Origin of the sequence: Hymenobacter sp. BRD128, from assembly GCF_013256625.1 — a bacterium.
Classification (GTDB): Bacteria; Bacteroidota; Bacteroidia; order Cytophagales; family Hymenobacteraceae; genus Hymenobacter.
In genome coordinates, this window is sequence record NZ_CP053908.1 from 567,427 (window position 1) to 590,256 (window position 22,830).

Annotated in this window: 15 protein-coding genes; 7 read left to right on the top strand and 8 right to left on the bottom strand. The window is 63.3% G+C overall.

Annotated elements, in window-relative coordinates; translation table 11 throughout:
- Positions 1 to 47 precede the first annotated feature (47 nt).
- From GKZ68_RS02640 to GKZ68_RS02655, 4 genes are all read right to left on the bottom strand, one after another.
- Entirely contained in the window at positions 48 to 1,796 is a 1,749-nt protein-coding gene (locus GKZ68_RS02640; RefSeq protein ID WP_173110463.1) for a glycosyl hydrolase 53 family protein, read from the bottom strand.
- Between the two features lie 63 nt (positions 1,797 to 1,859).
- On the bottom strand, positions 1,860 to 4,451 hold the full coding sequence (locus tag GKZ68_RS02645; protein ID WP_173110465.1) for a membrane or secreted protein: 2,592 nt from the start codon (positions 4,449 to 4,451) through the stop codon (positions 1,860 to 1,862).
- Positions 4,452 to 4,551: 100 nt separating this feature from the next.
- Positions 4,552 to 5,403, bottom strand: coding sequence for an N-acetylglucosamine kinase (locus tag GKZ68_RS02650; protein ID WP_173110467.1), 852 nt, complete (start codon positions 5,401 to 5,403; stop codon positions 4,552 to 4,554).
- 67 nt (positions 5,404 to 5,470) lie between these two features.
- On the bottom strand, positions 5,471 to 6,973 hold the full coding sequence (locus GKZ68_RS02655; protein ID WP_173110469.1) for a DNA integrity scanning protein DisA nucleotide-binding domain protein: 1,503 nt from the start codon (positions 6,971 to 6,973) through the stop codon (positions 5,471 to 5,473).
- Between the two features lie 208 nt (positions 6,974 to 7,181).
- Between GKZ68_RS02655 and GKZ68_RS02660 the strand changes: the two genes are divergently transcribed.
- Positions 7,182 to 7,433 carry a hypothetical protein gene (locus tag GKZ68_RS02660; RefSeq protein WP_173110471.1) on the top strand — a complete coding sequence of 84 codons (252 nt, stop codon included), beginning with the start codon at positions 7,182 to 7,184 and terminating at the stop codon, positions 7,431 to 7,433.
- 13 nt (positions 7,434 to 7,446) lie between these two features.
- On the opposite strand, the gene GKZ68_RS02665 is transcribed toward GKZ68_RS02660, so the two are convergent.
- A complete protein-coding gene (locus tag GKZ68_RS02665; protein WP_173110474.1) occupies positions 7,447 to 8,652 on the bottom strand; it encodes a TIGR03862 family flavoprotein in 1,206 nt (401 codons plus the stop codon).
- An 86-nt stretch (positions 8,653 to 8,738) separates the two neighbouring features.
- Between GKZ68_RS02665 and GKZ68_RS02670 the strand changes: the two genes are divergently transcribed.
- On the top strand, positions 8,739 to 9,725 hold the full coding sequence (locus GKZ68_RS02670) for a quinone oxidoreductase (protein WP_217275299.1): 987 nt from the start codon (positions 8,739 to 8,741) through the stop codon (positions 9,723 to 9,725).
- 42 nt (positions 9,726 to 9,767) lie between these two features.
- Positions 9,768 to 10,970: a sodium:proton antiporter gene (locus tag GKZ68_RS02675; RefSeq protein WP_173110476.1), complete on the top strand. Its 1,203-nt coding sequence runs from the start codon at positions 9,768 to 9,770 to the stop codon at positions 10,968 to 10,970.
- 25 nt (positions 10,971 to 10,995) lie between these two features.
- On the opposite strand, the gene GKZ68_RS02680 is transcribed toward GKZ68_RS02675, so the two are convergent.
- The 3 genes from GKZ68_RS02680 to GKZ68_RS02690 all read right to left on the bottom strand — a co-directional run bounded on the left by GKZ68_RS02680 (position 10,996) and on the right by GKZ68_RS02690 (position 15,881).
- Positions 10,996 to 12,786: a chloride channel protein gene (locus GKZ68_RS02680; protein WP_173110477.1), complete on the bottom strand. Its 1,791-nt coding sequence runs from the start codon at positions 12,784 to 12,786 to the stop codon at positions 10,996 to 10,998.
- A gap of 99 nt (positions 12,787 to 12,885) precedes the next feature.
- Positions 12,886 to 15,228 carry a PD-(D/E)XK nuclease family protein gene (locus GKZ68_RS02685; protein ID WP_173110479.1) on the bottom strand — a complete coding sequence of 781 codons (2,343 nt, stop codon included), beginning with the start codon at positions 15,226 to 15,228 and terminating at the stop codon, positions 12,886 to 12,888.
- Complete coding sequence (locus tag GKZ68_RS02690; protein WP_173110481.1) at positions 15,210 to 15,881, bottom strand: hypothetical protein; 672 nt, start codon at positions 15,879 to 15,881, stop codon at positions 15,210 to 15,212. Before GKZ68_RS02690 ends, GKZ68_RS02685 begins: the two co-directional genes overlap by 19 nt.
- Before the next feature lie 234 nt (positions 15,882 to 16,115).
- Here GKZ68_RS02690 and GKZ68_RS02695 point away from each other — a divergent pair, with 234 nt between their 5' ends.
- From GKZ68_RS02695 to GKZ68_RS02710, 4 genes are all read left to right on the top strand, one after another.
- Positions 16,116 to 16,310: a hypothetical protein gene (locus GKZ68_RS02695; RefSeq protein ID WP_173110483.1), complete on the top strand. Its 195-nt coding sequence runs from the start codon at positions 16,116 to 16,118 to the stop codon at positions 16,308 to 16,310.
- Between the two features lie 138 nt (positions 16,311 to 16,448).
- Positions 16,449 to 19,073, top strand: coding sequence for a PIG-L family deacetylase (locus GKZ68_RS02700; protein WP_254244135.1), 2,625 nt, complete (start codon positions 16,449 to 16,451; stop codon positions 19,071 to 19,073).
- Between the two features lie 184 nt (positions 19,074 to 19,257).
- Positions 19,258 to 20,634 (top strand): aspartate kinase, encoded by a 1,377-nt coding sequence (locus GKZ68_RS02705; RefSeq protein ID WP_173110485.1) that lies wholly within the window; start codon positions 19,258 to 19,260, stop codon positions 20,632 to 20,634.
- Positions 20,635 to 20,788: 154 nt separating this feature from the next.
- A complete protein-coding gene (locus tag GKZ68_RS02710; protein WP_173110487.1) occupies positions 20,789 to 22,759 on the top strand; it encodes a CocE/NonD family hydrolase in 1,971 nt (656 codons plus the stop codon).
- Positions 22,760 to 22,830 lie beyond the last annotated feature (71 nt).

Consider the following 22,830-nt stretch of genomic DNA (forward strand, 5'->3'; position numbering starts at 1 on the left):
CCCGCTGCCAGCGCAGCGGGGGCTTTTGTATGCAGAAACGAGGCTGGCTAGGGTTTCACCACGCGCTGCGTACTCGTGTAGCCGTCGGCCGTGAGCTGCACCAGATACACCCCGGCGGGCAGGCCGGCCAGGGTACCCAGCGCCAGCGTGTGCGGGCCGGCTGGGGCTAGCGGCAGGTCGGCTAGGGTGCGCAGGCGCTGGCCAGTTAGGCTGAGCAGGGCCACCTGCACAGCGCACGGGCGCGCCAGCGAGTAGCTCAGCGTCAGTAGGCCGGCCGCGGGGTTTGGGTAGAGCTGCGGGGCACCGGCGAGGCTAGCCGGGGCGGCCGTGGCCAGCACAGTAGCCACCAGCTCCACATCGTCGAGGCTGCAGTAGTTGCCCGCGTTGGCGTCGGAGCGCAGGCCGATTTCGCACTGGCCATTGGTGACGACGATGCCCGGCACCTGAATCTGGGTCCAGGTACCGGTGGTGGGCAGCGTCACGTTTTGCTCAGTGGCGGCGCCGCTGGCCTGGGCATACAGCTGGCAGGTGTGCTGGCCACCACCGCTCTGGGCCCAGGCGCGCAGGGTGTAAGTGCCATTGGGCAGGTTGCTGATAGTCTGCAAAGTACGCACCTGATAGGCCGTGGCCTTGTAGTGGGTGAGGCGAAACTGGCTGGCGTGGCCGCCGGTTTCGGTGTAGTCGGCATCGGCGTCGGCGGTCGAAGTGGTGGTCCAGCCCAGCGGGTTTTGGGTGGCGGCCGTGTATTCAAAGCCGGGATTGTAGACGAGCGTAGCGGGCGGCGGGGCCAGGAAGCCATCCATTGCCACGGTGGCGCGGCCGTCGGTGCCCCAGGCGCCAAGCGTGTAGCCTTTCCAGTTATACGCCTCGGGTTCCCAATAAAGTACCCCCAGGCCCTTGTTGCCAGGCACAGCCTGGGTTTTGGCGATGAGGTCGAGCAACATCTGGCGGGTGGCGATGGGCACGTAGTTGGCTAGCCCGGTTTCGACTACCATTACCTCCTTGCCGGGGTAGCGGGCCACGAGGTCGTTCATGTTGGCCTGCGCCTGGGCGGTGAAGGTGGGCCAGGTATCGGCATTGGGGTAAAGTGATAGCCCCATTACGTCCCAGCGCGCGCCGTTGGCTTGCAGGCCGTCGAAGTAGTAGCGGAAAGCCCCGTTGTTCTGCCCATTGGCAAAGTGCGCAATGACCTTGGTGGTGGGGCTCACGGCCTTCACGGCGGCGTAGCCCTGGTCAACAAACGCCGCGAAATTGGCGAAGCCATTCACCATAATGCGGCCCTCGGGCCACAGCATGCCATCGTTGGTTTCGTTGCCCACCTGCACCCATTCGGGGGTGATACCGTTAGTTTTCAGTAGGGTAAGTACCGAGCTGGTGTGGTCGTACACCGCCTGCTTGAGCTGGGCCACGGTGTAGCTCTGCCAGGCGGCGGGCTTGGTTTGCTTGCCGGGGTCGGCAAAGTCGTCGCTGTAGTGGAAGTCGATGAGCAGGCGCTGGCCCAGCGCCTGGGCGCGCTTGGCCTTGGCCAGCACGTCGGCGGGGCCGCAGTAGCCGCCAGCCGGATTTACCCACACTCGTAACCGAATGGTATTCAGCGCATAGTCCTGCTGAAGCAATTGAAATAAGTCCTGTTGGTTGCCGGCCTTGTTGTAAAACTTGTAGTTGGCAGCTTCCATTTCGGTCACCCAACTAATGTCGGCGCCCTTAGCGAAAGCGGGGGTGGTTTGGGCGGCTGTCGGCCGCCAGCTGGCTAGCACCAGCAGCGCAGCGGCCGCCAGGCGGGTAAAAGTTCGCATAAGCAAAAAGCAAAAGGGTGAGAATGGAGAATAAATTAAGTCAAAAAACCAGCTAATTGAGGCCTAGCGCAACTCCACTGATTCCACATCTACCCGCAGCTGCTCGCGCAGGCTAGCCGGCTGGTTTACAATGAGCTGCAGCACCTCCACGTCGGCCAGCCGGAAAGCGGGGCTAGCTAGCGGCTGGTACGTGAGCGGCAAAAAGCCCGGATAGGGCCGGGGCGTGAGTAGCAGCGGCGCCGGCCGCAGCGCACTGAGCGGCACCCGCGCCGTGCCATCGGCCGCGAGCGGCGGCACGGGGGCTTCGTAAGCTATCGCATCGCGGGTGACCAGCACTACGCGCAGCGTGGTAGCGGCCGGCAGGTTGGTCTGAGCTCTGATAATCAATTCTTTAAAATTGCCTAAGTCAGTCATGCGCCCTGCCGTTTTGAGCCCCAGGTAGGCGCGCAGCGCGGCGGCCGGGCCAGCTGCGGGCGCCGGCTGGCCTTCCCTGGCTGGGTTCACGAGCAGGCGCAGGGCCAGCGTGCCGCTAGCCGTGGTGGGGTAGTCGGTCCAATTGCGGTCGCTGATGCCCTTGGCCTCTACCGCGTCGCGGTCGAGGCTAGCCGTGAAGAGCGGCAGCGGCGCGGTGGCCGCCACCAGCGGCACCTGCCAGGGCGTGGCGGCGGGGTAAAAATCCCAGTCGCGCGGCGTGCCCAGCTGCCTGCCGGGGAAGGTAAGCTCCGTTTGGCCGGCCCGTTTCAGCACCACCCAGTAGCGCAGCAGGCCGGGGTAGGTGAGGGCGGCGGGCACGCTGGCCTGCCAGCTAGTGGCCAGGCCGGGCGTCGGCTGCATGGCTAGGCTGCGCACGGGGCCGTAGTAGTGCTGGGCTACCAGCAGCACGCTATCCTGGGGGCTGGCGCCGGCCACCGTGGCCACGATGGCCAGCGGCTGTCCGGCCGTGGCCTGGGCCACCGGCAGGTGCCGCACCTGGGGCAGCCCGGCCGTGGCGGGCGGCGCCACAAACTCGCCCAGCCGGCGCGGGCCAACAATCGAATGTGCAGTCCAGGCGCGGCTGTCCTGGCCGGCCTTCGTGAGCAAGAAGGCACCGGGGCGCACCAGCAGCCGGCCGCCGCTAGCCTGGGCCTGGGCGGTATTGCCGTCGTTCAGGCCTTTGAGCTGAAATGCGGTGCCCAGGTCGGCCAGCGCAATGCTGAGCGGCTGCTCGTCCCACACGATGCGCGTCACGGCTTTGCTGAGCGAGGGCGTGGCAAACGGGTCGCTCACCAGCACGGCGTCGGGCAGTACTTCGAGGCGCCACACGCCGGGGGCTAGCCGGTCGAGAAAATAGGCACCGCTGCCGCCGTACTGCACCACCCGCGACGAGCCCACGCCCGCCACGTGGCGCAGCGCGGCGGCCTGCACTGGATTATCGTTTGTGTTACTGGTATAAAAAAACTCGCCCGGCGTGTTCCACTCGCTCAGTTGGCGGCGGTAGCTCACCAGCGCCGCCCCAAAAACCGAGTCGGCCGGGTAGCGCGGCACGGCCTGCCCGCGCGGCTGCGCGTGAAATATGCGGCTGGCTATCAGCATGCTCAGGGCCTTGGCCGGCGTGTAGGCCAGGTTGAGGTAGTGCGTCTGGTACTCGGTGTTGGCGAAGGCGATGCCCAGTGGGTCGTAGGCAAACTGCGTGGCCCACTGAAACCCCGCCGCCCGAAAGCTACGCGCCATGCTCGGGTACATGATGGGCTGCAACACGTCGGCCGACTCAAACTCGTAGACCATCTTGGCGCGGCGGTCGAAGCGGGCATCGCCTTTATAAGGGAGCGGGTACTGGTCTACGTAGGGCAGAAAATTGCCGCGTAGCTCGTGGCCCGCCACCAGGTTCTCGGGGTACCACTGAAAGCTGACTCCCTGCACGTTAGCATCCAGAATGGCATCCTTTACCTGCGGGCTTTCGGCGATGTTGTAGAAAATGGGCTTGGTATAGCCAGTGGCGCGCATGGCCGCCACCAGGCGGTTGGCAAAGCTGGTGACGGGGGCTAGCGGCAGGTGGTAGTGCGGCTCATTGCACACCTCAAAGGCGATGATGTCGGGGTCCTGGCGGTTGAGCAGGCCAGTGTATTGGTTGCGGTGGTTTAGAAACTGCCCCAGATAATTTTCCTGCGCCCGAATGGCACGCGGATTGGTGTAAGCCACGCCCTTGTCGTAGATGCTCGAAAAGCCGGGGCCGGTATTTTTGGGCTCGGGATAAGCATTGCCCCAGTAGGCGATGGGCGTAAGAATAACCTTAATGCCCCGCGCCTTAAGCTTGGAAATCAAGTAGTCGAGCAGGCGCAGGTGGTCGTTTGGCTGCAGGTTGCCGAGCGTATCAGTAATCTCAATGTCCCACACGTGCAGCCGAAACGCATCCAAGCCCAGCCGACTCAGGTGGTACACGTCCTGGTCGATGGCATCTTCGTGCTTGATGCCCCGCTGGGCCAGCGCCCGGTACGAATAGGCAAATGGCGCGGTGTAATTGACGCCAAACAGCGCTACCTCACGCTTGGTATTTTGCCAGCGCAGCACGCCGTTGGCATCCACAAATACGTCGCCGGTGGGCGGCTTTTCAGTAGGCTGGGCGCGGACTGAAAGCGCGAACAGCGTGATTAGTAAAAATAAATAACAGCGCGGCATACCAGCTAGCTAGGGCGACAACGAGTAAAAAAGCACGTCCTGCTGAGCTGCTTCGGCAAGCTCAGCAGGACGTGCTTACTTGAAAATTTATAGAAGTAGGCTAGCCAGCCTGCTCGTGGAAGCTCACCAGGTCGTCGATGGGCGAGCGGATGATTTTGCCCACCTGCATGCCGTGGCCGTTGGCTACCTGCGTGAGGGCATCGCGGAAATTGTAGCCTACCGAGCCGATGCAGTTGAAGGTATAGTTCTGATAATCGGGGTAGTGCAGCACCAGATTCTGGAAGAAGGCCTCGAAGGCCTCGACTACAATCTGGCGGCAGTAGCTCACGTTGTTGTGGTCGTAGCAAAACTTGGCGAAGCTAGCCAGGAAGCGGTTGGGCAGCGGCTGGTTGTAGAGACGGTCCAGGATGTCATTGCGCGAGCCGAGGTTGTACTCTTCCTTCAGGGCCTCACCCAGGCCGTCGGGCAGCAGGCCGCGCAGGTAGTCGCGCAGTAGGCGCTTGCCCAGAAAAGAGCCGCTGCCCTCATCGCCCAGGAAGTACCCTAGCGAGTCCACGTTGTACGTAATTTTCTGGCCGTCGTAGATGCACGAGTTGGTGCCCGTGCCCAGGATGGCGGCAAAGCCCGGCTGGTGGCCCAGCAGGGCACGAGCCGCCGCCAGCAGGTCTTCGGTCACCTCAATTTTATTAGCGCCGGTAAAAACCTTGCGCATGGCGGCGGCGATTACTTCGGCTTTGGCGGGGCTCGACACGCCGGCGCCGTAGAAGTAGATTTCGCGGACTTCGGAGCGGGGCAGCGTATCGGGCAGGTTTTTTTCGAGCGAAGCAATAATATCCTGCGTATTTACAAAATCAGGATTGTAGCCTTCCGTGTTGAAGTACACGCGCTGGCCCGCGTCGGAGAGCTGGCACCAGCTGGTTTTGGTCGAGCCGCCGTCGGCAATAAGTATCATAAAAGGAACTGGAGGAAAAAGCGAGGAGCGAAGCCGCGAAAATAGCGCCCGCCGGCTTAAGGCGGTGCTAGCGGGCAGCCGCGTTTACCACCGGCGTTGCTACGGCGGCGTGCTGGGGCGAGGGCAGCAGGTCAATCCAGCCATCTTCGCTCACTACGATAGCCAGGCACGGGTAGGGCGAAGAACTCGTGTAGCGCACGGCCGAGTTGTAGCGGGCGCCCCGGCTGCTGTCGCCCTTCTCGGTGGCCTGCCCGTCGAGAATCACCCCGATGGCGTAGCACACGCCGCTAGGCTCAATGAGCACTGCCCCGTCGATGCTGCTGGCCTGGCGCAGCACGGGCGGCGTCATGGGTCGGGGCACCACCCGAAAGCACTGGCGGCGCAGGCGTTCGGCCTCGGGCTTGGCGCCGGCCGTGATGCAGAGCATGGTACCGTGGCTCTGGTTGGAGGCTTCGAGGGCCAGCTCCCAGAGGTATTCCACGTTGGGGTCATCAATTTCGGGAAATACCTGACGGATGACGCGGGCAAAATTATCAGCCTGCACCTTGCCCTGGGGCAGGCGCGGCGTGTTGCTCACCACGCGCATCAGCGTGTGGCCCGCGTGGCGCAGCTCCCAGCCGTAGTGGTTGGTAAAATGCACCGTGGCCAGCGGCTCGTACTGGGGGGCGCTTTCCGGCACCAGGTGGCCCAGCCCGAATACGTGGGCCGCATCCGATACCAGCCCGGTGCTGCCCTCGGTAAGCTCCAGCAGCTTGCGGATGGAGCGGTGGTCGCGCAGGGGCACGGGCGTTTCGAGGGTCAGCACCGGCACGATGGCCGGGTGCTGGCGGCGGCCCAGCAGCATGGTGCCGCGGCCTTCGTCGCCCTCGTGGCGCAGGGCCGCCACGCCCAGGCAGGCATCATACAGGCCGTGGGCATTGCCGGGCGAAATGCGCAGCATCAGGCGGCGGCCGGCGCCGCGCAGCACCTCGTTGTAGTCGCGGTCGAGCACCGGCTGCTCGTTGTCGGCGGTGTCGGCTTCGCGTAGGGCGCGGGTGCACTCGTGCAAAAACTCCAGCACCGCCGCGTGCGGCAGCGAGCAAGGCCGGTTGGGACCGGGCTTGCCGGGCAGGGTGTAATAGGAATTATACGTATCGGCCGCCAGCTGAATCACTACCACCACCAGGTAGCCATTGAGGCTGAGCGGCGTAGAGCAGAAGCAGCGGCGGTTTTCGCCGCGCCGGGCTACCAGTTCTTGCAGCACCTGGTCGGTGGCGCGGCACACCAGCTCGTACCAGTGATGCTTTTCCATGCGGTCATGGTCCTGCGGGTGCAGGTGGTACACGTTATCGCGCGGGCTCAGGTCGCCGGCCTCAAATGAGGCGGCCAGGGTCTTGATACTGCCAAACTCGGCCGGCGAATAGCGCAGGCTGGTGGGCTCGACAACCACGCTTTGCGGGTCGTCTTCTTCGCGGCCCGAAGCCAGGCCCAGCAAAAAAACCTCGGGCCGCAAATTGCGGTCGAGCAAATTAAAAATACCTTCGGCAAAGAGCTGAGCCGAAACGCGAAACAGGCTTTGGTGTTCCCACATAGGTGGCAGTCGGGGGCGATGGGGCGATGGCCGCCAGGGCCGGGAAGGGCTACGCACGTATCCGCAAGTAGCACTGGCTAGCCTGGCATACGTAAAAATCCGAGTAATAGCTGAGGAGCGGCCGGTAAAACTGTCACTTTTCCGCAACTTCATCGTAACTTCGGGTTGCTGCCCGCCCCTGTTTTTTCACCACCTCGCACCCTGGCCTATGCTCTTCGTCGACATGCTCTTTGTGATGGTGGTGGCCCTCTCGTTTATCCCCATCATGACCGGCTACTGCGCCGCTTCGCGCGGGCGCTCATTCTGGCTGTGGTTTGCGCTGGGCTGGCTCTTGCCCATCGTTTCTTTCCTGCTGCTTTTTGCCCTGATAGCGCGCGACGAGCTGGACCCCGGCCGCCAGCTGCTGCGCGAAGCCCGGCAGATTTTAAAGGAAGCTGAGCAGAAAACAGTTGAAAAATAAGGGGCTCGTGCGGCTACCGATACCCGGCTAGCCACTGCCGTACCCCCGCCGCCACCCACGCGCCGGTGCTAAAACAGCCTTGCAGCAAGTAGCCGCCGGTGGGTGCTTCCCAGTCCAGCATCTCGCCGGCTACGAAGGTGCCGGGGCGGCGGCGCAGCATGAGGGCTTCAGTGACTTCCGCAAACGGTACGCCGCCCGCCGCCGAAATGGCCTCGGCCAATGGGCGCAGCCCGGCCACCGGAATAGGCAAGGCCGTGAGGCTAGCCACCAGGTCGGGCGCCGGGCCGGCCAGTTCGCGCAGCAGCGTGGGCACCGGTGGCTTCAGGCTAAAGGTACTGGCCAGGAAGGAGGCTAGCGAAGTGCCCGGCCGGCGCTGCGCCACGCGTCGCGCCAGCTCGATGGGCGCCAGGTCGGGCTTCAGGTTGAGGTGCAGCAGGGCAGGACTGCCCGCCGCCAGCGCGGCCCGCAGCTGGGGCGTGAGGGCATACACGGGCGTGCCCTCCAGGCCATAGTCGGTGAGCATAATTTCGCCGCGCACGGTGTGGCCGCCGCAGCTCAGGGCAATGTTTTTGAGCGGCGCGCGGCCCACTTTCTCTTTGAAAAAAGCGGACCACGGCACCTCGACGCCGCAGTTGGCCGGCTGCCAGGGCCGGCTCGACACGCCAAGGCTAGCCAGCAGCGATACCCAGCGGCCGTCGGAGCCGGTTTGGGGCCAGCTGGCGCCGCCCAGCGCCAGCACGGTAGCGGCGGGCGCCAGGGTAAATTCTTCGCCCGATGCTTCGTTTAAAAAACGCAGGCCGGTTTCGCCCGCGAAGCCTAGCCAGCGGTGGCGGGTGTGAATTTCGACGCCCAGCGCAGCTAGCCGGCGCAGCCAGGCGCGCAGCAGGTCGGCGGGCTTGTGCTGAGCTGCGGGAAAGATGCGCCCGCTGGTGCCCACGAACGTGGCAATGCCCAGGTCGGCGGCCCAGCGGCGCAGGTCGGCCGGAGAGAAGTACGTCAGCAACTGCCCGAAAAAGGGGCTAGCCGCGCCGTAGCGGCCGGCAAAGGCCGCCGCATCCTCGTTATTAGTAAGGTTGAAACCACCGTGGCCAGCTACCAGAAACTTGCGCCCCACGGTGGCTTTCTGCTCGAACACGCGGACCCGCCGGCCGCTTTCGGCCAGGCGCTGGGCGGCTAGCAGGCCGGCCGGTCCGCCGCCAATAACTACAACTTCGGCCATTGCGCAAGGTGCCCGCTTAGGCTGCGGGAATACAAAGAACGCACTGAGTGGTGCCGTTACCTTTGCGGCCTTGTAGTCCTTAGCCTATGAACCCGACCATGCAGGCGCTCGCCTTTACCCGCTTTGGTGGCCCCGACGTGCTCGAATATTTGACGCTGCCCGCGCCGGCGCTGCGGCCCGGCCACGTGCTGCTGCGCCCCGAGGCCATCGGGCTGAACTTTGCCGATGTGTACCGCCGCCTCGGCAACTACCACCTGGCGGGCGAGCCGCCCTACGTGCTGGGCTACGAGGCCGCCGGCACCATTGCCGCCGTGGCCGCCGACGTGACGGAGTTTAGGGTGGGCCAGCGGGTGGCGGTGGCCGATGTGCCCCACACCAATGCCGAGCTGGTGCTGGCTCCGGCCACGCACCTCATTGCGGTGCCCGATGCGGTAAGTAGCCAGCAGGCGGCCGCGGTGCTGCTCCAGGGCCTTACTGCGCAGTACCTGGCTACCGACAGCTACGCGGTGGGGCCGGGCACGCTGGCCGTGGTGCACGCGGCAGCGGGGGGCGTGGGCCAGCTCCTGACGCAGTACGTGAAGCTCCGGGGTGGCACGGTTATCGGCCTCACCTCCAGCGCCGAAAAGGCCGCCGTGGCCCGCGCCGCCGGGGCCGACGAGGTGCTGCTTTATGCCGAAGACTGGGTAGCCGCCGTGCGCGCCTACCGCCCCCAGGGCCCGGCCGGGGCCGATGTGGTCTACGACTCGGTGGGTAGCACCGTGCCCGCTAGCCTGCAAGCGGTGCGCAGCGGTGGCGGCGCGGTCGTCTTCTACGGCATGGCCGGCGGCGACCCCGCCCCGGTAGACCCCCGCCAGCTCATGGACGAGTCGAAAACCCTGACTGGCGGTGACCTGTGGAGCTACCTCACCACGCCCGAAGAGCGCCGCCGCCGGGCCGCCGAACTCTTTGGGCTGCTGGCCGAGGGGCGGCTGCGCGTCAGTATTTCGCGCACCTTCGCCCTGCGCGAGGGCGCCGCCGCGCACCGCCACCTCGAAAGCCGCCAAAGCACCGGCAAGCTGCTGCTGCTACCCTAGCCCCCAACAACGGTTCGCTAAACGGGGCCGTACCCTAGGGGCATGACTTCCTACGGTATCCTCATCGGCCTGAGCCTGGCCGTTATTCTTTCGTATCTCTTCAACCTGGCCTCGCGGGCCACGCGGGTGCCGTCGGTGCTGCTACTGCTGCTCACGGGCATCGGGCTGCGGCAGTGGGCCGACTACCACAACTACAGCTTTCAGGTACCCAAAACGCTGCTCGAAATATTCGGCATCATCGGGCTGATAATGATAGTGTTGGAAGGTGCGCTTGACCTGCGCCTGAGCCGCGATAAGGTGCCGCTCATCCGGCGCTCGTTTTTCGCGGCGGCGCTCATGCTGGTGGCCCAGGCGGCCGCCATTGGCGGGCTGCTGCACCTGTGGCTAGGGGCCAGCTGGCAAACCTGCCTGCTCAATGCCGTGCCGCTGGTGGTCATCAGCAGCGCCATCGCCATCCCGAGCGTGGCCAACCTCACGGGTGAGAAGCAGGAGTTTATTGTCTACGAAAGTACGTTTTCCGACATCCTGGGCATTATGCTCTTCAACTTTGTCGACCAGGAAGACTTCTACCAGGGCCAGGGCCTGCTCACGTTCGGGCGCGGCGTGCTGCTGATAGTGCTCGTGGCCGTGTTCAGCACCGTGCTGCTGAGCTTTTTGCTGGGCCGCCTGCGCGAGCACGTCAAATTTTTCCTGCTTTTCGCCTTTCTTATTCTCATCTATAGCCTCGCCAAGCAATTGCACCTTTCCTCGCTGCTCTTGGTGCTGGCCTTCGGGCTAGCCGTAAACAATGCCGACTTGCTGCTGGGCTGGCTGCGGCTGCGCACCGGCTGGCGCGGCTTCACCGCCGAAGACCTGGCGCCCGATGTGCACCAGCTCAAGAGCATCACGGCCGAGTCGGCGTTTCTGATTCGCACGTTTTTCTTTCTGCTGTTCGGCTACTCCATCACCCTGGCTAGCCTCATCAGCTGGCAGCTGGTGGGGCAGGGGCTGCTAATAGTGGCCGTGCTCACGGCGCTGCGCTTTCTCTACCTGCGCTACGTGGCCCGCACCGACCTGCTGCCCGAGCTGTTTATCGCGCCCAAAGGCCTCATTACGGTGCTGCTTTTCTATAGCATTCCGGCCCAGCACGTGCTCGGCGACGTGAGCGAGAATATCCTGTTCGTAGTCATCCTGCTCACTAGTTTACTGATGATGGTGGGCTTAATAATCAGCCACCAGAAGCCCACCGAGGCGATTGAGTTTTAAGCGCTCAAACGGCACTTCGTTAGCCTCACACCTGGCCTTCCTCAATCAGCTCGCGGCGGTATCTGGCCAGGATGGCGGCTTTCACGATGAAGCCCAAGTAGTTGCCGTCGTCGTCGCACACGGGCAGGGCGGCACTATCGGTGCGCTCCAGCACATCGAGGCAGTGCTCGACGCTATCGGTGGCGTGGATAACGGCCGCTGGTGGGCGCATCAACTCGCTGAGCTTGATAGTAGTGTAGTGGGCGCCGTCGAAGAGCGTGTCGCGCACCATGTCGAGCGTGATAATACCGCGTAGCTTGCCGCCCTGGCCCACCACCGGAAACACATTGCGGTGCGCGTGCCGAAACACATCGACCAGCTCGCCGAGCGTGGCGCTGGGGCGCAGCGCCAGAAAATCGGTGTCGAGCAGGCGGTGCAGGTCGAGGCGCGAGAGCAGGTCGCGGTCGCGGTTGGCATACACGTCCACGCCCTTCAGGGTGAGCTTGCGGGTATACACTGAGTAGGGCTCGAAGTGCTTGGTAATGAGGTACGAAAAGCTCGTCACGAACATCAGCGGCACAAACAGCGCGTAGCCGCCCGTGATTTCGGCAATCAGAAAGATGGCCGTGAGCGGTGCGTGCACCACGCCCGCCAGCACGCCGGCCATGCCCAGCACCACGAAGTGCACCTCCGGAATGGCCACCAGCCCGGTGAGGTTCACGAGGCGCGCAAACAAAAAGCCGCCCAGCGCCCCGGCCACCAGCGACGAGCCAAACATGCCACCGTTGCCGCCCGCGCCTACCGTCACGCTCGTGGCCACCACCTTCATCATCATCGTGAAAAAAACCAGGATGAGCAGCAGCCACACGTTATTGTCGCCATATACCGAGAAGAGGCTGTCGTCGGTTAGGGCCTGGGCATTGCCAGCCAGCAGCTTCTCTACCACCGTGGTGTAGCCCTCGCCGTAGAGCGGCGGAAACAGGAAAATGAGCAGGCCCAGCGCCGTGCCGCCCAGCAGCACCTTCTGCCAGCGCAGCCCCGGCCAGCGCTCCCAGAAATGGTCGAACCAGTGGTAGGTCCGAATCATGTACACCGAGAGCAGCGCCGTGAGCAGCCCCAGCACCGCGTAAAACGGCACCGTATTTACCACCCACGAATTGGTAATGAGCGCGAAAGGCTGGCCGGCGTACAGGGCCTTCGATACCACCGTGGCCGTGGCCGACGAAATGAGGAGCGGAATAAAATACTGTGCCGGTAGCTCCAGCAAAATGGCCTCCACGGCAAACAGCACACCCGCGATGGGCGCGTTGAAGATGGCCGCCACGCCCGCCGCCGCCCCGCAGCCCGTGAGCAGGCGCCGCCGCCGCCGGCCGGCCCGCAGCACCCTAGCCGCATTGGAGCCAATAGCCGCGCCCGTCACCGAAATCGGGGCCTCGGTACCGGCCGAGCCTCCAAACGATACCGTCAGAAACGCCGTAATGAGCTGCGAGTACAGCTTGGAGCGCGGCACGATGGCATTTTCGCGGGCCGTGTTGTAGATGATGGGGCCGATGCCCCGGCCCAGGTTGCCGTGTAGCAAGTATTTAGTTACCAGCACCGTGAGCGTGATGCCGATAATCGGGTAAATCGAGAGCGCAAATACCCGGTTGGGCTCCGTTACGGCCTGCGCCAGGCGGGCCTGCTGCCAGTGCACGGCCGTTTTCAGCGCCACGGCGGCCAGCCCCGCCAGCACGCCCACCAGCCCCGCCAGCCACACCACGTACACCCGTTCGCTCACGTGGCGCAGGCGCCACAGCAAGAAGGGGTTGAGCAGGCGGTGAATAAGGCTTTTTTGCATAGCGGCGGAGTGGCTAGCCACTGAAGTAAGACGCAACGCGAAGGCTGAACGTTGTAAATAACTCGGTTTTTTGCCTAGCCAGTGCGCACCGCAAAAACCTTACCGCGCGCAAATGCCCCGGTAGGGGCAGTACTCGCACTTGGCCAGGTCGTCAGTTTTGCGGATGGGCTCGGCGGGGTCCAGCATGCGCCGGGCCAGGCGGGCTATCAGCGTGGCGCTAGCCCGCAAAAAGTCGGGTTCGCCGGTGCCTTCGGTGATGAAGTCGAGTGGCGCCGAGAGCAGCCCCTCGTCAATTTTGCGCAGGCTCATAATGGCCGCTTCCGAGCCGGGCGGCGCGGGGTTAAGCGCGTCGCTTTCCAGCATAAAGCGGTAGAGCCAGAGCTGGCGCACCTTATCAGCCCCCGACGAGCTTTCGGCCAACAGGCGCTCCACGGTGTCGGCCGGGCTGAGCGGTTTCTGGCTGCCGCGCAGGTTCAGCTCGCGGCGCTCCACGAGGCCGGTTTTGTAATCGACCACGCGGCGGCGGCCGTCGGGCAGCGCGTCGATGCGGTCGGCCCGCCCGAAGATGCGCACTGCCAGCGGCGCCGCCTCGCCCGGCAGGTCGGCAAAAACGGTGGCAGCCATCGGTGTTTCCTGGGCCGCGATGCGCAGCGGCAGTACGCCCGGCTGGCCCGGCAGGCTCTCCAGGTACTTGCGAATGAGGCGCACCGCCACCTGGCCCAGCACGTGGTTGAGGCCGTCGTCGGGGCGGGCCTGGCGGTCCTTCTCTTCCTGGCGCAGCTGGCGATGCACCTCGGCGGGTACTTTTTTGAGCAGTTCGGGCAGGTCGGCAGCAGTGAGGTCGCGTTTCTCCACTTCAAAGGGCTTCAGCAATTGCTCCAGCGCATCGTGCACCACGGTGCCAAAGCCATCGGCCCCGAGCGCCTCTTCCACCTCCTCATTCTCCTGAAAGCGGGCTAGCCGCGAGAAGTAGAATTTGAGCGAGCAGGCCAGGTATTCGTTCAGGGCCGAGGGCGAGAGGCCACGCTCCAGCACGCCGCGCAGGCCGGCCAGCATCGGGCCGTCTTTGGCCAGTACCAGGTCGCCGCGTAGCTCGTCGCCACTCGGGGCGGCTAGCCCGGCCGGTACTTGCACCGTCTGGTCTTCCAGCACCAAATCGGGGTTTTGCGCTGCCAGGTCAAACTCCAGCTGCCGCAAAAAGCGGCTGCGCTCGCCGGTGCGCACGCCCTCGGCGCCGGGCAGCACGTGCACCAAATCGACGCGCCCGGCGCGCTGCAAGAGCCGCCAGAAATTGTAGGCCGCGTTCGCCTCGGCGTCGGCGTAGGTGGGCAGCTTATACTCGGCCAGCACATCATACGGAAACAGCGACTGCTGGCGCTTGGGCGCGGGCAGCGTGTTCTCATTGCAGCTCAAGATGATAACGTGGTCGAAATCGAGCGCGCGGGTTTCGAGCAAGCCCATTATCTGCACCTGGGCCAGCGGCTCGCCGGCAAAGGGCAGGCGCGTGCGCCGCATCTGGTCGTAGAGAAAGCGCCGAAACGAGCGCACGCTCAGGCGCTGCTCGCGGCAATCGAAGGCCGTGGCGAGCTGCCGCACCAGCGTGTAAAACAGGTACAGGTATTCGGCCTCGATGGCCGTGTGGTCGTGCTCGTACACCCGCTTGAGCAGGTCAATCAGGGTGTAGCAGGCCTTGATGATAGTATCACAGTTGTCCCAGGTCTTAAACAGCGCCTCAATGAGCGGGTGGCCGTGGCCCAGCCGCAGCAGCTCGGTGGCGGGCAGCAGCACCAGGTGCTTTTTCACAATCTCCTGGCAGATAGTATCGAGCAGCCGGTGGTACTGCGGCTCATTGGCCTGCGTATCCTGCCACTGCTGGTAGCGCCGCAAAAACGGGTGCGCCAGCAGCTTGCTCACGGCCAGGTGGTGGTACTTGGGCACGCCGTAGTCGCGGCCGGCCTCGCCCTCTCGAATACCCGTCAGGTGCACCTCAAACAGTAAATCGACGAGGTTGAACAAGGCCGTGCTCTGGAAGCTCAGGCCCATCGTCACGTTAAAGTCGGGCACCAGGCTAGCCGGCGGCAGGCCGTGCAGCACCGGCAGCAGCAGGGTTTCGTCGGGCAGCACCACGGCCACGGTGGCGGCGGGGTTGCGTTGGCGCGCCTCAGCCAGCAGCTGGCCGGCCAGCTTGCCCTGCATGCTGGCATTGGCCACCCCGAGTAGCCGGATGTGGTGCGGCCGGCCGCGCAGGTGCTCCTGGTAGGTGAACGTGTCGAGCGGCAGATTCCACTGCCGCCAGTAGCGGCGCAGGGCCTGGCCGGCGCGGTTAGGCGAAGCTTCTTCTAAGTAAAACGGGTCGCCGTCGAAGTACAAATCGGCCAGGCTCCGGCTGCGCAGCAGACTGATAAACGTTTCCTCGGCCTTACTCAGCCCGCCCAGGCCCACGAAGACGTGGCGGGGGGCAGCGCTTTTTTTACGTCGGCCAGCTCGCGGCGCAGGCCCTGCACGGCGCGGCGGTAGGCTAGCCCGGGGTAGGCGAGGTGCTCTTTTTTGAGGCGCGCCTTAAAGCGCAGGTACACTTTGTGCAGCTGCCCCCAAAAGCCAAAGTAGCGGTCGAGACCGGTGGTTTTCTGCTCCGGGTCGAGCTGCCAGCGCTCCAGTGCCTTGGCCTCGGCCAGGTACTCGAAAATGGATTTGGTATCGGCCAGGTGCTGGTCGAGGGTCGAAAAGTCTTGCAGCAGCAGCCCGCCCCAGCCCACAAAGTGGTCGAACTGCAAATCGGGGTCGATATGCTTGAAAATATCGAACAGCAGCAGCTGCAAGGCAATCGGCTCTTCGACCTGCACGCCGGCGCGCTCCACCAAGTAGTCTTCCATGGCCGCGATGCGCGGCGCCCACAGTGCCTGGCCTTCGGGCGTGGCCAGGGCCAGCTCATTTTTGAGGTACACCACGGCGCGGCGCGTGGGCACAATCACGACCAGCTCGGAAAGCGCATCGACATCGTGGCTAGCCAGCAGCTCCTGGGCCACTTCGGCCAGAAAGGAGCGGGACGTAGCCGGGGCCGCCACCGGCGCGGCCAGGGTAGGGGAGGGCAGCATACTACCCAAAGATAGGGCCGCGGTCCCCGGCCCCGGCGGCACTTAGGAAGCCGGCCAGCGCATTCAATAAGCCAGCCCGGCCATTCGCATGAAATTGTGGGTGCCGTGCGGCGTTTGGCTGACATTTGAAGCGGACATCGGGCTAGCTATGCCCCGGCAAAAGGCAGCTGAGTTGCTTGGCGCTGGTTGCTGGCTCGCTGTTGCTATCTCAACCTTCTTCTTCTAACTACTGCTATGAAACATGTTTCTTCTTCCACGCTGCTCACCGACCGGGCCGAGCCCCAGTTGTTGAACAGCGGGTGCGCGGGCTGTTGGGCAGCCGGCTACTGTGCCGCCTGCCTGCCGCTCAGCCTGCAAGCCCCGGCGGCCTGTCCGCTCAACCCCTGCCCTGGTGCCCCGCGCCCGGCCAGCGAAGTTGCGCGGTACTAACCAAGCCGCCCCGCCAAGAAAAGCCGTCGGGCTGCGCACTGCGCGGCTCGACGGCTTTTTTGCGAATGGCCCCATCCCAAAGGTGCCTCGCCAGTCCGGCTAGCCGGTAACTTCACGGCCCAAACTGGTTTGCTGTTTATGCCTTTGTCCTTACGCACCACCGCCCGCCTTTTGCTGGCGCTACTCACTGTACACTATTCGCTGCTCACTGCCCAGGCGCAGGCGCCCAAAACGTATACCTCGTCGGAGATTCTACTAGGCCTCAAAAAGCTCAACGTGGTGGGCTCGGTGATGTACATCGCCGCCCACCCCGACGATGAGAACACCCGCCTGCTGGCCTACCTCGCCAACGGCCGCCTGCTCGAAACCAGCTACTTCAGCTGCACCCGCGGCGACGGCGGCCAGGACCTCATCGGCCCCGAGCTGCGCGAGCAGCTCGGCGTTATCCGCACCCAGGAGCTGCTGGCGGCGCGCCGCATCGACGGGGCGCACCAATACTTCTCGCGCGCCAACGACTTCGGCTTCAGCAAGACCTCGGCCGAAACCTTCACCATCTGGGACAAGGAGCAAGTGCTTAGTGACATGGTGTGGGTCATTCGCCAGCGGCGGCCCGATGTGCTCATCACCCGCTTCCCGCCCGATGCCCGCGCCGGCCACGGCCACCACCAGGCCAGCGCCATCCTGGCCGCCGAAGCCTTCGACGCCGCCGGCGACCCCAAGCGCTTCCCCGAGCAGCTCAACTACGTGCAGGTGTGGCAGCCCAAGCGCCTGTACTGGAACACCGGCAGCTACTTCGTGAAGCCCGGCGAGAAGATGGACGGCTACCTCCAACTTGATGCCGGCGGCTACAACCCCCTGCTAGGCCAGAGCTACGGCGAAATCGCGGCCCGTTCGCGCTCGCAGCACCGCAGCCAGGGCTTCGGCGCGGCCGCCCAGCGCGGCGAGGCCATCGAGTACTTCCAGTTCGTGAAAGGCACGCCCGCCAAAACCGATTTATTCGAAGGCATCGACCAGACCTGGAACCGCGTGCCAGGCGGCGCGGCCATCGGCAAAATGGTGGACGAGGTGATTCGGAAGTATGACGCGAGCAACCCTAGCGCCAGCGTGGCGGGGCTAGTGCAAATACAGTCCGCATTACTCAACGTGAAGGGCTCACCATTTTGGGTTGAGAAAACCTCGTATGAAACGCAAAATTTGATTCAAGCAAGCTTAGGGCTACATATTGAAGCCATTGCTTCTTCAGCAACTATCACTGCTGGACAACCTTTAAATGTCAGTGTCACGGTGCTGAACCGTTCTAAAACGCCGATGGTATTGGATGAATTAGCAGCGTATGTACTTACTGATACTGTGCTAAATAAGCCGCTGCTGTCGCAAATGCCTGCGGTAATTAATTTGAAAACGAAGCTGCCTGCTCAGACTTCTCTGACGCAACCTTATTGGCTAATCAAGCCAGCATCAGTAGGAATGTATCAGGTACCAGATACTGTATTTGATTTCAAAGTACCTGGCAAAGGCATTATTACTTACAATTACAATCCGCAGGCTAACGCCAGTTTGCCTGAAAGAACAGGAGCCGATATTTACACAATACGCCAGCAAATAATAGGTAAGCCAGAAAATGATGCTGCGTTAGCGATAACTTGCTTGATATCAATCAACGGGCGAAAAAACGCCTTTCTTATCCCCGTCCAATACAAGCACACCGACCCGGTTCTCGGTGAGCTCTACCAGCCCCTAGCCGTGGTGCCGCCGGTAATGGTGAATATTCCCGCCGCCCGTGCCTACGTCTTTGCCGACCAGCAGCCCAAGCAAGTGCCCGTGACGCTGCGCGCCGGCCAGGCCGGGGTAGCCGGCTCGCTGGCCTTGCAGGTGCCCAGCGGCTGGCAGGCCGAGCCCGCCACCGTCGCCTTCACCCTCAAAAACAAGGACGACGAGCAGACCGTCAACTTCACCCTGCGCCCGCTGGCCGGCGCGGCCGAGGGCAAAGCCGATCTGCGCGCCGTGGCCACCGTGGGCACCGAGAAATACAGCCGGGGCATCCAGCAAATAATCTACCCGCACATCCCGACCCAGACGCTCTTCCTCGAGGCCACCGCGCCGCTCGTGAAGCTGAACGTGGCCCGGGGCCACACCAAAACCATCGGCTACCTCATGGGCGCCGGCGACGAGGTGCCCGAGGCCCTGCGCCAGCTCGGCTACACCGTGAGCCTGCTCGACCCCGCCACCGACCTCACCGCCGACCGGCTAGCCCGCTACGACGCCGTGGTGCTCGGCGTGCGCGCCTACAACGTGCTCGACCGCCTCAAAACCCAGCAGCCCGCCCTACTCAAGTACGTCGAAAACGGCGGTACTATGCTGGTGCAATACGTAGTAAACCGCGGCACCGTGCTGCCCCAAATAGGGCCCTACCCCCTCACGCTCTCCGCCGACCGCGTGACGGTGGAAAACACGCCCGTCACGTTTCTGACCCCTAGCGCCTCGGTGCTGAATACACCCAACAAGCTCACGCCCGCCGACTTCGCCACTGGCTGGGTGCAGGAACAGGGTCTCTACTACCCGTCGAGCTGGGATGCGCATTATCAACCCGTTATCGCCAGTCACGACCCCGGCGAGACCGACAAGCAAAGCGCCATCCTGGTGGCGCCTTATGGTAAGGGCCGCTACATCTACACCGGCTTGTCGCTGTTTCGGGAGCTGCCGGCGGGCGTGCCGGGCGCCTTCCGGGTGCTGGCTAATCTGGTGGAGTCGGGCGGCAAGTAAAATTTTAACCAATAAGAACGTCATGCTGAGCTTGCCGAAGCATCTCTACCACGCCGCTAGGGTCACTAGCCTGACGATGCGGTAGAGATGCTTCGACAAGCTCAGCATGACGTTCTTTTTTAGTTAAGCTCTAAGTTTGCGAGTGCCGGGCCGCGCCCGGTGCCATTTCCCCTTTGCAAGGCCCGTGCTCACAGTAGAAAAAATCGGCGGTACCTCCATGACCGCCTTCGCTGATGTCCTCCAGAACATCATCTTCCACGGCCGCCAGGGCCAGGACTTGTACAACCGCATTTTCGTGGTGTCGGCCTACGCCAACGTCACCAACTGGCTGCTGGAGAACAAGAAAACCGGCGCGCCCGGCGTGTATCACCGCATTACCGAGCACCAGGAGTTTCGGGTCGCGCTGCAAGAGGTGGCCGCCAAGCTCAAGGAGCTGAATAAAAACTACGCCCCGCTGGGCCTCGACCTGGCCGTGGCCGATGCCTTCATTCAGCAGCGCATCGACCAGGCGCAGGCCTACCTCGAAAGCCTCGTGAACGTGCTGGCCTCGGGCTACGTGAACGGCCCCAATATTTTGCAGGCCGCCCGCGAAATCCTGGCTAGCATCGGCGAGGCGCACTCAGCCTTTAACTCGGTCAATATCTTGCAAAACAAAGGGTTGAATGCCACGCTCATCGACCTCAGCGGCTTCGACGATGCGCGACCCTTGACGATTGATGCGCGCATTCAGCAGGCCTTCGCGGGCATCGACTTTGCCACTACCATCTGCATTGCTACCGGCTACACCAAGGGCACCGAGGGCATCATGCGCGAGTTTGACCGTGGGTATTCGGAGGTGACATTCAGCAAGATAGCCGTGGCCGTGCACCCCCAGGAGGCCATCATTCACAAGGAATACCACCTCTGCTCGGCCGACCCCATGCTGGTGGGCGTGGACTACTGCCACCCCGTAGGCTTCACCAACTACGACGTGGCCGACCAGCTCGCCGACGTGGGCATGGAGGCCATTCATCCCAAGGCCTCGAAGCCGTTGGAAATCAACGCTATCGACTTACGCATCAAAAATACCTTCGAGCCCGAGCACCCTGGCACGCTCATTACCCGCGACTTTGTATCGCCCGAAAAGCACATCGAAGTCATCACGGGCACCGATAAAGTGGTGATAATCGACATTTACGACCCGCTGATGGTAGGCGCGGCCGGCTTCGACCTGCACCTCATGCAGGCGTTTTTTGACTTCGGCGTGAGCTATATTTTCAAGGCCACGAGCGCCAACAGCATCTCGCTGGTTATCTGGCAGAAGGACCTGAAGCCAGAGCTGGTGGCCGCCCTGGAAACGAAGTACGAAAAAGTAACCAGCGAAAATTCCTCGATGGTGTGCCTCATTGGCTCCAATATCGACCAGCCCGGCCTACTCGCCAAGGCTGCCGGCGCGCTGGCCGAGGCGGGCATCAACATCCGCAGCGCCGGCTTTGCGCTGCGTAAGGTCAATATTCAGTTTATTCTGGGCCGGGAAGACTACAAAGCGGCCATTGTGGCGCTTAACCAGGCGATGGGCTAGGGGCAGCGCTGCATCTGGAAAGAACGTCATGCTGCATAAAGTGAAGCCTCTCGCCGGAGTTGTTGGACTGGTATTGCTAACGGTACGGACGGGGTACTTGACTTTATGCAGCATGACGTTCTTTTGTATCCTACCTGCTCTGTAAACGTTGCCCATGAAAAGACTCCTGCCCGCCGCCTTCCTGCTTACCCTCGGCCTGGCTAGCCCGGCCGCCCGCGCCCAGCAGGCGCTGGCCCTGCCGCCCGCCACGCAGTCCGTCACCGATGCCGAAAATATGGCGAACGTGCTGGCCGACACGCTCTACATTCAGCAGCACTACGTCAAGACGGAGCACCAGATTGCGATGCGCGATGGCGTGAAGCTCTACACCATCGTGTACGCGCCCAAGGATGCCGACAAGGTGCGCTACCCCATCCTGCTCAACCGCACGCCCTACGCCATCGGGCCCTACGGCCCCACCAAGTTTAAACTCAACCTGGGCCCCAGCAGCAAGATGATGCGTGAGGGCTACATCTTTGCCTATCAAGACGTTCGCGGGCGCTATATGTCGGAGGGTGAGTTTCTGGACATGCGCCCCGAGCTCGAAAAGCACGCCACCAAAAAGGACACCGACGAGGGCACCGACACCTACGATACCATTGAGTATCTGCTTAAGCACGGTCCCAAAAGCAACGGCCGCGTGGGGCAGTGGGGCATCAGCTACCCCGGTTTCTACACTTCGGCCGGCCTGCTCAGCCGCCACCCGGCGCTGAAGGCGGCCTCGCCCCAGGCGCCGATTGCCGACTGGTTCTGGGATGATTTTCACCACAACGGCGCGTTTTTTCTGCCCCACGCTTTTAATTTTCTGTACAGCTTCGGGCAGGCGCGGCCCCAGCCCACGGCCGTGGGCAACCCCGGCATCAAGCACGGCACGCCCGATGGCTACGACTTTTTCCTGCGCATGGGGCCGCTCAAAAATGCCAACGAGCAGTACTACAAGGGGAAAGTGGCGTTCTGGAACGAGCTCATGCAGCATCCCGACTACGACGCCTTCTGGCAGGCCCGCAACCTGCGCCCGCACCTGCACGACTTGAAGACCGCCGTGCTCACCGTGGGCGGCTTCAACGACGCCGAAGACCTGTTTGGCGCCCTCAACACCTACCAGACCATCGAGCAGAAAAACCCGGGCCTCAGCAACCGCATCGTGATGGGCCCCTGGGTGCACGGCGGCTGGGCGCGCGGCACCGGCGAAATGGTGGGCAACGTGAACTACGGCCCCTCGCCCTCGCTGTGGTACCAGGAAAACATCGAGGCGCCGTTCTTTAAGTCGTATCTCAAAGATGCCAAACCCGGCGCTAGCCTGCCCGAAGCCACCATGTTTGAGGGCGGCACCAACCGCTGGCGCGCCTTCGATGCCTGGCCGCCCAAGCAGGCCCAGACCAAAACGCTTTACTTCCGCCAGGCGGGCGGCCTGAGCTTTAGCGCGCCCACCGATGGCAGCAACGAGCGCCGCCGCCCCGACGTCAACTTCGAGTTTGACCAATTTGTGAGCGACCCCGCGCACCCCGTGCCCTTCACCGAGGCCACCAACGTGGGCATGACCCGCGAGTACATGACCGACGACCAGCGCTTCGCCAGCCGCCGCCCCGACGTGCTCACCTACCAAACCGCGCCCCTGGAGGAGGATATGACCCTAGCCGGCCCCATGCAGGCGCTGTTGCAAGTGGCCACCACCGGCACCGACGCCGACTGGGTGGTAAAAATCATCGACGTGTATCCCGACGACACGCCCGACAACCCCCGCACCGCGCCCGGCGTGCACCTCGGCGGCTATCAGCAAATGGTGCGCTCCGAGGTAATGCGCGGCCGCTTCCGCGACAGCTTCAGCCAGCCCAAGCCCTTTGCGGCCAATGAGGTAACGGCCGTGCCCTTCACGGTGCAAGACCTGCTGCACACCTTCCGCAAGGGCCACCGCCTCATGGTGCAGGTGCAAAGCACCTGGTTTCCGCTCGTGGATAGAAACCCGCAGACCTACGTGCCCAACATCTACGAGGCTAGCGAGACTGACTTCAAAGCGCAGACTCACAAACTGTATCACAACCCTAGCCATGCCTCGCAGCTCGTGGTAAAGGTCCTCCCACAGTAGGTCATGGTAAAGCGCTAAAAAAGAACGTCCTGCTTAGCTTGTCGAAGCATCTCTCCCGTGCCGCTAGGGTC